We start from the raw sequence: 12,535 nt of genomic DNA, 5'->3' as shown, positions 1-12,535 counted from the left end.
CTCCTGGGGTGGTCGACCCCAGGCTCCTCCAGCTGAGCCCACCCCCGTCGGAGGGGGAGGTGCTGTCCACGAGCCGACCGCAGTCGTTGGTGGTGCTGGCCGAGGACGTGGGCGACCTTGTGCGCAGCCGCGCGTTCCTCCGGGGCATGGTCATGGCCGGACACCAGGTCGTCGCGGTGTGGTCGCGCGGCAGCTGGCCCCGCAGGCTCGCCTTCCTGCCCGAGCGCCGGCAGATCCGGTCGCAGGCCGACGGTGCGCGGGTGGCGGGCGGTGCGCAGCTCGCGGACGCGGTGAGGCTCGACCCGGGCGTCCTGGCTCTCCTCGCCGACGCGGACGCGTTGGTGCCGTTCGGCTCAGCGGCCCGCACGGTCGCGGAGACGGTCGCAGCCGGGCGGTGCCCGGTGGTCCCCCACGCGGACCTCAAGGGCTGGTCCTCCCTGTCCCGGACGTGGGAGCAGCTGGCCGCCAGGGCTGCTGAGGGGATGCTCCACGCCGGGTACGCCCGGCACCTGACCGAGCTCGCGCACATCCTGGGCGACCGTGTGCCGCCGGAGGCCCAGGACCCGCTGGGTGAGCTGCTCGAGTCCCTGCTCCGGACCGGCGACCACGACGCTGCGGTGCCCCTGGTGCCGTTGCTCGACGTGTCCGTGGAGGACCCGGTCCGCGCGGCCCGCCGACGGGCGGTGGTCGCCCACCTGCGCACGTCCGCGGCGGGACGGGAGGACCCCGACCTGAGGGCCGCGGCCGCTGCCGCCCTGGTCGCCGCCGACGAGCTGGTGGAGGCGGAGGACGTCGTCGGCGCCGGCCGGCTCACCACGCTCGCCCTGGGCCTGCTCTTCCACGTCGAGCTGCACGCGGCCGGTTCCGCCAGCCCGCTGGTGGAGGACCCGGACGAGTTCCTCGCCGACTGGCGCCGGTCCTCCGTGGGGGGGCTCCTGGCCCGCCCGGTGGCGCGCCGCGCTCCCGCTGGCGGCGCCCGGGGCGTGGTCGCCGTGCCGGGGTCCTACCCACGGTTCGCCACCCCGGTCGTGGCCGCCCTGCTCGAGCACGCGGACGTCGAGGTGGTCGACCTCGCGTCCGCGGGGCAGCTGCGCGGGCTGGGGGTGCGCGGAGAGCTGGTCGAGTGGCGCCTGCGGCTCGCCCTCGGCGAGGACCCCATGCCGCCGTGGGGGTCCACCGAGCCGCTGGACCGTGCCGCCGCCCTCTTCGTCGACTGGGCCGACCGCGGTGCCCTCGTCGCCCTGACCGGTGTCCCGGACGGCGTGCGGACGACCCTGCGCATCCACAGCATGGACGCGCTCTCCCCGTGGGTCCACCTCCTGGACTGGACGGAAGTGGACAACCTCGTGCTCGTCAGCGAGCACCTCAAGGACCTCGTCGTCCGGCTCCTGGGTGACCGGCTGGCGGGCACGACGGTGCACGTCGTGCCCAACGTCGTCGACAGCACCCGGATCACCACCGTCAAGGAGGGGGGCCACCGTCGACGGCTGCTGATGATCGGGTGGGCGCAACGGGTCAAGGACCCGGGGTGGGCGCTGGAGGTGCTGGGCCGGCTGCGGCAGGAGGACCCCACCTGGCGGCTGCTCCTGGTCGGCCCCGACTTCGCCCCCGGGACCGTCCGCTCGTCCGTCGAGCACGCGGCTAGCTTCCGCCGTCGGCTGGCGGAGCAGGACGTGTGCGGGGCGGTCGAGTTTGCTGGTGAGAGCGAACGCCTGGCACCCCACCTGGCACGCTCGGGGTTCGTGCTCAGCGCCAGCCACCGCGAGTCGTTCGGGCTGGGCCTGGTGGAAGGTGCTGCTTCCGGCGCGGTCCCGGTGGTGCGCGACTGGCCGATGTTCGCGCCCCTGCGCGGGGCCCGGAGACTCTTCCCCGACGAGTGGGTGGTGGGGTCCGTCGAGGAGGCCGTCGCCCGGATCCGGACGCACCAGGACGAGCCCGCGTGGTCGCAGGAGTCCGCACGGACCCGGGCGGTCGTGGCCGAGCGGTTCATCACCGGGTCCCCGGACCAGGTGCTGACCCGGATCGTCCTCGGTCAGACCGAGGGGCGCTCCGAGCGCTGACCGGACGGTCGGCCTGCTTCGCGGACGATCTGCGCGAGCACCTGGACGGCCGCGGTGGTGTGCTTCACCGGCGACCGGTGGTCGAGGGCCTGGGCAGAGAGCGGGCTGCCCTCCTCCACCACGCCCCAGACCGGTCGGCCGCTCCCGCGGTAGTCGCTCCACTTGGAGGGGAGGAAGGGGTTGCGGGCAAAGGCGCCCTTCGTCGTGGCGTCGGTGAGCAGCAGCACGTCCATGCGCCTGCACAGCGCGAGGAAGTCGAGGTAGCCCACGAAGGGTCGGACGCTGACCTGCGGCTCCAGACCTCGGGCGGCGACCGCGGTGACCAGCTTCTCGCCCTGCTCGGTGTGCACGTGCAGCTGGACCTGCGCACGCTGGGCTGCGGGCAGCGCCGCCAGCGCGTCGAGCACGGTGCCCAGGCCCCGGTTGGCGTAGAAGTTGCCGAAGTAGCCGATGTGGGCCCGACCCGGGTCCAGGTCGACCGGGGGGTCGGCCAGGTCGTAGTACGCGGGGGGGAGCGTCGGGTGGGGCCGGACGACCGCTCGGGCGGCGGCCCGGGCCGCCAGACCGGCGTCCGAGATGCGCGAGAGCATGAGGTCGCGCTGGTTGGTGTTGGTGAAGAGAAGCTCGTCAGCCAGCGCGTACGGCAGGGTCTCCGCCCAGAGGAACAGGTTGTCGCCCGGAGGTCCCACCCCCGCCTCGCGAAGGTTCGCGGCCAGCTCGTCCAGGAGCGGTCCCTCCTCGACCGGCGCGTGCCGCTCGCGTCCGTCGGCGTGGACCGACAGGGGGTCGGAGAACTCGGCCACCCACCGCACGTGCGGACGGTGCGCCTTCACCCGGGCGGCCAGCACGTGGCTGGGCACCCAGTGCGCGCGGCTGTAGAGCCGTTCGTAGCCCGGACCCTCGGCGTCCCACCGCAGAACCTGCTCCAGGCCGGCGTCCGCGAACGCGCGCACCGCCTTCCACGACGAGAACCACGTGGGGGTGGGGAGCACGGTCCGGCGTCGGACGAGGTCGTCGGCGATCCGGCCGAGGTCGGGGTCCTGCGCCCGGGAGGGGGCCATGTCGTTCTGCACGACGTCGACCGCCCGTCCCTCCTCACGCACCCGCTTGGCCGCCACCACGGCCGCGGTGTCCACGTAGGGGGTGAAGCTGAAGGCGACCACGAGGTCGGTGGCCCCGGTGCTGGACGGCTCACGCATGTCGCCACTGTAGGTGCGGGTAACGTGCGGCCATGCGATCCCAGCGCGCCCTGCTCCTCGGCGCGGCCGCCGCCGGCCTCCTGAGCCTGACCGCCGTCGCCGGGGCGGTGTCGCACCTGTGGTGGCTCGTGGTCCTCGCGCTGGCGGTGCTGCTGTCCACGGTGCTGCTCGTCGCCCTGGACGCCGACCGCCGGGTGCGTGAGCTGCGCAGCTTCGTCCGGGGGGAGCTGCGCCGGACCGAGATGCCCGAGCCGCGGGCCGCACCGTCCACGGAGGACGTCGTGGGGACGGTGCGTGCGCTGCAGGCGCAGTACACCGGACGCCTCGACCGGCTGCAGGACGCGGTCGAGGAGATGCTGCGCCGCGATGAGCGGCGCTGAGCCGGCCAGGGCGACACGGACCGGGGTGAGCCGCGACACGGCCACCAACGCGATCCTCGTCGACCACCCCGACGCGCTCGCCGTCACCGCCCTGCGGACGAGGTCGGTGCACGCGCGCGAGGTCCTCGTGGAGACGGCCTGGCCGGGTCGCCGGTCGGAGGAGATCGACGCCTGGGCGCAGACCCTCCTCGCCGGTGTCGGACCGCGCCTGACCGCCCCGGGGATGCGCCCCTTCCACCTCGGGCAGTACGCCCGGGTGCTCGTCCTGCAGACGGGTGACCCCAGGGACCGTGCGAGGGGACGGCGGCTCCTGGAGGCCCTCGCCGCCTGCGGCCCGGGGACCACGACCCAGCTCCACCCCCAGGCCGTCCAGCTGCTGCTGCACCTGCGCTGCCAGGACCGGGACCACGGGGCGTGCACGGCGCTGCTCGACCACCCGCACGTGCCTCAGGACGTGGCCGCCTCCGTCCGTGCCGACCTGGCCAACCCGTTCCTGTCGGCCGGTCCCCAGGCCGACCCCGGCCCCTGGCTGAGCCTGCTGGCCTCTGCTCTGCAGGGGCCCGGCCTCGCGCCGCTCCGACTGGGTCCGCAGCTGGACCGCCGCCCGTTCGACCGGCTCACCACCGACCCCCTGCCGCGAGCCGACCGGCCAGGCGACCCCCTGGTCACCGTGGCGGTGAGCTGCCACCGCCCAGGGCCTCCCCTGCTCACCGCGGTCCGCGCCCTGGTGGCCCAGACGTGGCACCACCTGGAGGTGCTGGTCGTCGACGACGCGTCGGGACCGGAGGCGGAGGAGTGGTTGCGGTCGGCCGAGGACGTGGACCCGCGGGTCCGGGTCGTCCGCAAGGCGGTCAACGGCGGCACCTACCGGGCCCGGAACACCGCGCTCAGGCAGGCCCGGGGGGAGCTGTTCACGACCCTCGACTCGGACGACTGGCTGCACCCGCAGGCGCTGGAGATCCTGGTCCGGGCGCTGGAGGAGGACCCCCGCCGGGTCGCTGTCCGCGCCCTGGGCGCCCGCGTCGACGAGGACCTCTCGCTCGTCCGCCCGGGCTACCGTCACCGGACGCTCGCTGCTCCCACCCTGCTCGTCCGGCTGGACCGGGTGCTGCCCCGGGTGGGCTTCTTCGACCCGGCCCGCAAGTCCGCCGACACCGAGTACGCGCGTCGGGTCGAGGCGGCCTTCGGGCCCCGGTCCGTGCACACCGTGGACGAGTGCCTCCTGCTGCTGCGCTCCGGGGACACCCTGTCCTCCGGCGAGTTCGGTCGGGGCTGGCGGCACGGGGCCCGGCACGCGTACAAGACCCTCTACGCACCCTGGCACGCGGAGGTCGCGGCCGGCGCCGCCACGGCATACCTCGATCCGTGGGAGGACCGGCCGGTCCCCGAGCCGCGCCGGTGGGCCCGCCCCCGGGACCCGGGGATGCCCCCACCCCGGCACCTGGACCTCGTGCTCGGCGGCGACTGGCGCCGCTACGGCGGTCCTCAGCGCTCGATGCTCGAGGAGGTCCGCGCTGCCCGCGAGGCAGGACTGCGCGTCGGGGTGCTGCACCTGGAGGCGCTGCGCTTCGCCACCACCCGCGACCTGCCCCTGTGCCCTCCGGTCGTCGACCTGCTCCGCCGACGCGAGGTGGAGTGGGTGCAGGTGGACGACGACGTGGAGATCGACGTCCTCATGGTGCGCTACCCGCCGGTGCTCCAGCACCCGCCGCACGTGCCCGTCGGTGCGCTGCGGCCAGGGCACCTCCTCGTCGTGGCGAACCAGGCCCCGGTGGAGCCGGACGGCAGCGACCAGAGGTATGTCGTCACCGACGTCACCGAGCGCGCTCGCGAGCTCTTCGGCGGGGACCCGGTCTGGGTGCCCCAGGGGCCGGTGGTGCGGCAGGTGCTCCGGCAGCAGGACCCGCACGTGCGGCTGGCGCCGTGGGACAACCCTGGGATCATCGACGTCGACCAGTGGTCCGTGCCGGCCGCCGGCCACCGGGTCCCGGGGCAGGACGGTCGCCCCGTCGTCGTGGGCCGGTGGTCGCGGGACCACCCGCTGAAGTTCCCGCGCACGCACGCCGAGCTGGTCGACGCCTACGACCTCGGCCCGGACGTGCGCGTGCGGATGCTGGGCGGGCGGGCCACCTGGAAGCGCCTGGCGCTGGAGGCCGGTCTGCCGGAGGACCAGCCGCTGCCGGACCGGTGGGAGCTGCTGCGGGCGGGCTCGGTCGACCCGCACGCGTTCGTGCGCGGCCTGGACCTCGTCGTCTACCACGACAACCCGGACCGTCACGAGGCGTTCGGGCGGGTGCTCCTGGAGGCTGCCGCGTCGGGGGTGGTGACGATCGCCGACCCCAAGCACCGGGCGGTGTTCGGCGACGTGCTCGACTACGCCGAGCCCGGCGAGGCGACGCGGGTGCTGGTGGCGGCCTACCTGGCCTCGCCCGAGCGGTACCGGCAGCGGGCGCGCGAGCAGCAACGGCTCGTGCGGGAGCGCTACTCCCACGCCTCCTTCGTGCGCCGCCTCGCGTCCCTGCCAGGGGTGGAGGAGGGCTGGTCGGCGGCGCGGGCCGACGACGCCGTCGCCGGGACCGACTGGGCCGGTGCGGCCGCGGTGCAGATCGTGGCCACCGGCGAGCCCACCCTGCCGCTGGCGGTCGTGGTGGAGGGCGCCGTCGGCGAGCCGCTGGCCGCGCACACCACCCCGCTGCGGGCGGCCGCCGACGCGACGCGGGCCGACCAGGTCGTCGTCCTGCACCGGGCCCCCTGGTCGCCGACCACCCGGCAGCTGCTCGGGGCAGCCCTGGACGTGCCCGCGGAGGCGGACGTGGACGGCGCGGTGCTGACCGCCGCAGCAGGCCGGCCTGACGTGGCCGCCGTCATCCTGTGGCGCGACGGCCAGGTCCGTGTCGTCGCGGGCCCCGGGACGCTGGTCGAGGGCGGGAGCACCTTCCGGCTGGCCGGCGGGTCCCGGACGGTCCGCCTGCGCGGGCACGGGCACGGGGGATGACGTCGCTCAGGAGGTCTGCCGCCGCAGGGGGCACGACCGACCTGCCGCGGCTCAGTCGCTAGGCAGGAGCGGCAGCACCCGGTCGCTGAACGGCAGGGCCACCGGACGGACCCCCTGCACGAGGTCCCAGCTGCGCGGCGCCGCAGCCGGTGGCCCGGGGACGGCACCCAACCAGACGACGGCGTCCGGCGGAAGAGCCTGCGCGAGGGCGTCGCCGACGGGCAGCGGCAGGTCGTCCCGGCCCCAGGTCGTGCTGAGGGCGTCGCGGGCCAGGGCCCGCGCCGTCCTGGCCGGCTCGCGCGACGAGCCGTCGACGTCCTCCCGCAGGCCGAGCACGCGGTGCGGCACACCCGCGGCGGAGGCCAGCAGGCTCGCCTCGAAGACGGGGTCGGCCTGCCGGTCGTCGCCCTCCCGGTCCCACCAGGTGAACGTGCTCACGCCCTGCGCGGCCAGCAGCTCCAGCAGCTCGCGGGAGCCCGCACCGGCGTCGAGCCCCAGCCAGGCCCGGCCCCGCCCGCGCAGGAGCTCGGCGTGGCGCGCCAGGCGCGCGGCGCGCGTGACCCCGCAGGGGGACACGGACGCCAGGTCGACCAGCTCGTCGAGGGGGACGGGCCGCAGCGGTCCCTCGCCCGGTGGCTCGGTGCCCCGGAGCACCTCGGCGCCGGTGACCGGGGCGGGGGACGTCGCGGTCGCCAGCGTGCCGTGGGACACGAGAGCTGCGCCGTCCTCGACGCGGTGCAGCCCCAGGCTGACCAGCGGGTCGGTCAGCACGAGGGTGCGTCCCGGCGACCGGAGCACGACCAGCCAGCTGCCCGCCAGCGCGGCGGCGGCCGCGGCCGCCTCCTCGGGACGCGCGGTCAGCAGGGCGTGGAGGCCTCCGGCGACCTCGCGGGCGCCGACCGCACCGGCGCCGACGTCCACCGGCTCACCGAGCACGAGCACCCAGGTGTCACCGGCTCCGGCCACCGCCCGGGCCAGGCTCGGGTGGAGGTGCAGGGCGGCCCGGCCGCCGGGGAGCGCGACGCTCGCCCAGCCTCGCGGGGTCCGACCCACCCCGGGACTGCTCGAGGGCGTCCCCGCGACCGGGAGCACGGCATACCCCCGGGGCCAGGTGAGGCGCGCCAGGTCGGCCCGACGCTCCTGGCGACGGACCACCTGCGCGAGCCGTCCGGCGACGGGGCCGGGCAGCCCGCCCACGAGGGCGTGCGCCGTCCGGCGCGCGCGGGGCTCGCTCCGCGGCGGCAGGCGGGCCTCCGGCACCTCGTCGAACAGCCGCTCGAGCAGCACCTTGGCCTCCCGCTGCGGGTAGGGCAGGGACAGCATCGTCTCGAGCAGGACGCGGTCGTTGAAGGGGAGCAGGATCCGGTGGCCCAGGTCTCCGTCGACGAACTTCTGCCACCCCCACCGACCGATCCGCTGCTCCCAGTAGAAGAGGTCGTGGTGGTCGTAGCCGAGCAGGCGGTCCGGTGTCAGCTGCGCCTGCTCCACGTAGCCGCCGTACATGCGCTCGGCGAGGTCCTCCAGCCCGTCGGTGGCGTGCATCATCATCCGGGACAGACGCAACGGGGACAGCGGCTCGGGGGTGCGGCGCCGGATGAAGGTCGTGCCGGTCTCCGCGCAGTTGGACTGCAGCTGGACCAGGTCCGGTGGCAGGTCGGCCCACATCGCGTGGGCCGCGCCGCGGGAGGGGACCAGCGGTGCGTAGGTGCGCCGGTGGAGCACGTCGAAGGTCCCGCCGACGGGGGGCTGCCGCCACCGCAGCACCCGGTGGGGGATCCCGAGCCGGGCTGCCACCGCGCTCGCCCCCGTGACGTCCGCCATCGCAGAGGGTCCGTTGCGGGCGTCCCGGGGGTTGACGTAGGTGAACGCGAACCCGTCGCGCTCGCGCAGCGCCCTCCGGGCCACGGCCGCGGTCGCCCGGCTGTCCCCGCCGGCCGTCAGGCTCACCGCTGGTCGTCCCAGGCCGGCCAGGAGCTCGACGTGCCGGCCCAGCCGGTCGCGGAAGGCGTCGTACACCGCGTCGACGTCGGTGCTCCCCACCCGCTGGCGCCACGGCCAGAAGCGTTCGTGGTGCACCGCCGCGGGGGTGCCGCCCGGGTCGCCCAGCTGCACCCGGAGGAGGCAGTTGGGCAGCAGGGGGTGCACGTCCTGGTATGCCGTGCGCCGCCCGGGCAGGTAGGTCACCGCGCCCCGGCGGCGGGCGCGGAGGTCCTCGAGCAGGCGCAGGGCGTCGTCGTCGACGGGCAGGCCGAGACCGGCCGCGACGAGGGAGGCCGAGCTGGCCAGGACCACCCGCCCACCGGTCGTGGCGTGGAACACCGGCTGGGTGGCGTGCGCGTCGGGCACGACGAGCAGGTCGGGTCGGTGGCGCACGGCCAGCAGCGTCCAGCGTCCCCCCAGCTCGGCAGCCTCGCGGACGAGCGCGTCGTCGCCGCTGCTGGTCCACGTCCGTGCCAGTCCGGCGGCGATCCCGGCCCCGTCCGCGCTGCCCGCCGCGACGTCGACCGGGTGGCCGAGGAGCAGCACCGTCCCCGCGTCGGAGCGTCCGCGGGACAGGACCGTGCGCGGATGGAGGTGCAGGACGGCGGAGGGGACCGACGCGGTGTCCGTGCGCCAGCCGACGACGTCCTCGGGGACGGCGGGCGGGGCGGCCCCCGACCCGCGGGCACGCAGCACCCAGCCGTGCGGGTGCGCCCCGTCCAGCACGAGGCCGGGATCCACCCCCGCGGGGGACCCATGCACCGCCCCGCGTCCGGTCACGGCCCGGTCAGCCGACGCCAAGGAACCGCGAGATCACGGTGGCGATCCGGGGCCCTGCGTGACCGTCCCACAGCGGCGGGACGGGCCACGTCGCTCCGCGGCCGGCGCCGAGCACGTCGGCCAGGGCACCGGGCAGGCTCTCGCGGGTGACGAGCTGGTTGGTGCCGTGGGTGATCGTGACCGGGCGCTCGGTGTTGGGGCGCAGGGTGAGGCAGGGGACCCCCATCACCGTGGTCTCCTCCTGCACCCCGCCGGAGTCGGTGACGACGGCGGCCGCACCCTTGACGAGGGAGAGGAACTCGACGTACCCGAGGGGGTCGACGACCAGGACGCCGGCGTGGTCCATGAAGCCTGCGTCCGCCAGCCGCTGCCGGCCGCGCGGGTGCAGGGGCACCACCAGCCGGACCTGGTCGGCCACCGCGTGGACGGCCCGCACGAGGGCGGCGACGTCCTCGGGGTCGTCGACGTTGCCGGGCCGGTGCAGGGTCGCCACGACGTAGGGCTGCTCGGGGTCGATCCCGACCTGCGCGGCAGCGGCAGAGGTGTCCAGCCCGTCGAGGTGCCGCAGCAGCGTGTCGATCATCGGGTTGCCGACGAAGTGGATGCTGTCGGGGTCGGCCCCCTCGTTGCCCAGGTGCGCGACGGCGTCGACGCTGGTCACGAGGAGCAGGTCGGAGATCCGGTCGGTGAGCAGCCGGTTGATCTCCTCGGGCATGGACCGGTCGAAGGAGCGCAGTCCCGCCTCGACGTGGGCGATCGGGATGCCCATCTTGCTCGCGACGAGGGCGGCGGCCACGGTGGAGTTCACGTCGCCGTAGACGACCACGAGGTCCGGACGTCGCGCGGTGAACAGCTCCTCCAGCCCGACCATGATCGCCGCCGTCTGCGCGCCGTGCGCCCCGGAGCCGACGCCGAGGTTCACGTCGGGCTCGGGCAGGCCCAGCTGGCGGAAGAAGACCTCGCTCATCCGCTCGTCGTAGTGCTGGCCGGTGTGCACCAGGAGCTGCTCGACGGGATGCTCCCCGAGCGCGGCGACGACGGGGGCGGCCTTGGGGAAGTTGGGCCGGGCACCGGTGATGTGCACGACGAGGGGCGGTCGCTCGCTCACGGTCGAGGATCTCCTTCAGCGGGGGTGGGTGGACGTCGACCATGCTGGCACAGGCCCGCAGGTCGCCCCCCGCCCCCGGGCGGCGCGTCGCGCTCAGCCCTGGCGGTGGACCTGCAGATCAGCCGGCAGACGGTCCGCCAGGTGCCGTAGGAGGGCCTCGTCGACCGGACGGAGGGCGACGGCGGTGGTCGTCGGCCCGACCACCGCCGTGACCAGGTGCCAGAGCCGGTAGTGGTCGATCACCGATCCCAGCCTCCGGGCCAGGTAGGCCTCCCACGACCCCTCGTCCGCCTCGACGCCCGGGGCGGTCCACCCGCCGCCGGTCCAGCGGTCGCGCGGGACGACGTGCTCGAGGACGAACCCGTGCCGCCGGGCAGCGGCGAAGGCCGGCCGGTCGAGGACGAGCACCGGCCGGAAGGCGACCGTCTCCCGTTGCAGGTCGGCGACCCTGTCGACGAGCCCGGTCGCCTGGTCGTCGGTCAACCCGATCCCCAGCACGCCGACGACCGGCAGGCGGTCGACGTCCGGGCCGCCGACGTGGCGCCCGGCGTGCAGGGGGACGGTCAGCTGACCGGCGGCGCCCGATCCGGGGGAGAAGACCCGCCACGCGAGGTCGACGAGCAGGGGGTTGCCCCGGACACGGGGCAGGACGCTCTGGGTGGCGAGCCGGTAGCCGGGCAGACCCCGGGCCCACCGCGCCAGCCGCTGCTGCCGCTGCCGCGCCGCCCCGGAGGACGAGGAGCTCGTCCTGCTCACGAGCGCACCCGGTGCGCCGCCGGCTCCCCGACGACCTGCAGGATCGTCCGGGCCGCCTCCTCCGCGCCGTTGCCCGGGTCGTCCCGCCAGGCCTGGTCCCTCAGCTCGCCCCCCCTGGCCAGCAGCTCCTCGACGACGCCGTCCGCACGGCCCCCGGTGAGCGTGCTGGTCGAGAGGGCCCACCCGCGGCGAGAGGCATGCTCGGCCCGCCGCACCTGGTCGTCGAGGGAGGTGCTCGCGTTCGGGACGAAGACCGTCGGCACCCCGAGCCGCAGACTCTCGTGGAAGGAGTTGTAGCCGGCCGCCGCGACGGCATAGTCGAAGGCCGCGAAGTGCTCGGACAAGGGGAAGTGGCGCACGAGGTGGACGTCGTCGCCGGCGTAGGCCCGGTCGGCGATCGAGGGTGCGGTCACGCACACGCCGACCCCGCGGGCACGCAGGGCCGTCGCCGCCGCACCGACCTCGTCGTCCGTGTCGTTGATGTTGCCGGCGCCCAGGGACACGAGGGCGAGCGGCCCGTCCGGCGGTAGTCCGAGCGCGGCCCTCGCCTCCGAGCGGCCGGTCATCCCCGCGCGGTCCAGGAGCGTCACGGGAGGCACCCGCACCACGTCTTCCGCCTCGACGGTCGCGCCCCGGTCGGCCGCGCCGGCCAGGTCGCCCGGCTCGACGACGGCGTCGAACCAGTCGGCCTTGGCCAGCTGGTCGACGTTCCGTCCTGGCTTCCACATCGCTCGCCTGGACCAGACGGCGCGGGTGCGGGGATGGGTGGCCAGCGCGACGTCGAGGCCGCGGTAGGGATGGGTCCCGTCGAACACCAGCACGTCCGGGTCCAGACGGTGCAGGACCTCGGTGAGGCGTTCGGCGAAGAGCAGGCGCCAGGCGGCCGGAAGGAGCCCGGACGCGCCCTGGCTCGGCAGGTACTCCCAGGGGATCCCCTCCTGGTCCACGACCGGGACGGCCTGGGAGAGGGAGAGCACGTGCTGCCGGGTGCCGTGCGGCATCCGACGACCGTAGGCGAGCAGGCGGGTCAGGTGCCCCATCCCCGCGCCGTTGCTGGACACGAGCAGGACCGACGCCATGCGGACGATGATGTCACAGCGCGATAGCATGGCCCGCGCACGTGTCATGACCCCCTCCCCCACCCCCCAAGGAGTCGACCCATCGTGGCTGTGGATGCTGTCATCATCGGACTGGGCTATGTCGGCCTGCCACTGGCGCAGGAGGCCACCCGGGCTGGGAAGAAGGTCCTCGGGTTCGACATCAACGCGGGTGTGGTC

At 75.4% G+C, this 12,535-nt stretch carries 8 protein-coding genes; 3 read left to right on the top strand and 5 right to left on the bottom strand.

Annotated elements, in window-relative coordinates:
* The first annotated feature begins 8 nt into the window (after positions 1 to 8).
* Positions 9 to 2,060, top strand: coding sequence for a glycosyltransferase (locus tag ACI3ET_RS14465; protein WP_405033776.1), 2,052 nt, complete (start codon positions 9 to 11; stop codon positions 2,058 to 2,060).
* Here the strand turns inward: ACI3ET_RS14465 and ACI3ET_RS14460 are convergent.
* Entirely contained in the window at positions 2,033 to 3,259 is a 1,227-nt protein-coding gene (locus ACI3ET_RS14460) for a glycosyltransferase family protein (protein WP_405033775.1), read from the bottom strand. The two genes, ACI3ET_RS14465 and ACI3ET_RS14460, sit on opposite strands and share 28 nt — an antisense overlap.
* 32 nt (positions 3,260 to 3,291) lie before the next feature.
* Between ACI3ET_RS14460 and ACI3ET_RS14455 the strand changes: the two genes are divergently transcribed.
* Both ACI3ET_RS14455 and ACI3ET_RS14450 read left to right on the top strand, forming a co-directional pair.
* Positions 3,292 to 3,639 carry a hypothetical protein gene (locus ACI3ET_RS14455; protein ID WP_405033774.1) on the top strand — a complete coding sequence of 116 codons (348 nt, stop codon included), beginning with the start codon at positions 3,292 to 3,294 and terminating at the stop codon, positions 3,637 to 3,639.
* Positions 3,626 to 6,634: a glycosyltransferase gene (locus tag ACI3ET_RS14450; protein WP_405033773.1), complete on the top strand. Its 3,009-nt coding sequence runs from the start codon at positions 3,626 to 3,628 to the stop codon at positions 6,632 to 6,634. The genes ACI3ET_RS14455 and ACI3ET_RS14450 overlap by 14 nt, the downstream gene beginning before the upstream one ends.
* A gap of 51 nt (positions 6,635 to 6,685) precedes the next feature.
* On the opposite strand, the gene ACI3ET_RS14445 is transcribed toward ACI3ET_RS14450, so the two are convergent.
* From ACI3ET_RS14445 to ACI3ET_RS14430, 4 genes are all read right to left on the bottom strand, one after another.
* The gene (locus ACI3ET_RS14445) at positions 6,686 to 9,355 is read right to left on the bottom strand and encodes a hypothetical protein (RefSeq protein ID WP_405033772.1); all 2,670 of its coding nucleotides are present in this window, start codon (positions 9,353 to 9,355) and stop codon (positions 6,686 to 6,688) included.
* A gap of 46 nt (positions 9,356 to 9,401) precedes the next feature.
* Positions 9,402 to 10,502 (bottom strand): non-hydrolyzing UDP-N-acetylglucosamine 2-epimerase, encoded by a 1,101-nt coding sequence (gene wecB / locus ACI3ET_RS14440; RefSeq protein WP_405033771.1) that lies wholly within the window; start codon positions 10,500 to 10,502, stop codon positions 9,402 to 9,404.
* Positions 10,503 to 10,595: 93 nt separating this feature from the next.
* Positions 10,596 to 11,258, bottom strand: a complete 663-nt coding sequence (locus tag ACI3ET_RS14435) for a hypothetical protein (RefSeq protein ID WP_405033770.1) — start codon at positions 11,256 to 11,258, stop codon at positions 10,596 to 10,598.
* The gene (locus ACI3ET_RS14430; RefSeq protein WP_405033769.1) at positions 11,255 to 12,337 is read right to left on the bottom strand and encodes a UDP-N-acetylglucosamine--LPS N-acetylglucosamine transferase; all 1,083 of its coding nucleotides are present in this window, start codon (positions 12,335 to 12,337) and stop codon (positions 11,255 to 11,257) included. Before ACI3ET_RS14430 ends, ACI3ET_RS14435 begins: the two co-directional genes overlap by 4 nt.
* Positions 12,338 to 12,535: the final 198 nt, after the last annotated feature.

The sequence above is a fragment of the Ornithinimicrobium jinqii genome (genome assembly GCF_045032595.1).
In the GTDB taxonomy this organism is placed as follows: Bacteria; Actinomycetota; Actinomycetes; order Actinomycetales; family Dermatophilaceae; genus Ornithinicoccus.
Note: the sequence above shows the minus strand (reverse complement) of the source record. Positions and strands in the feature narration are given on the sequence as shown.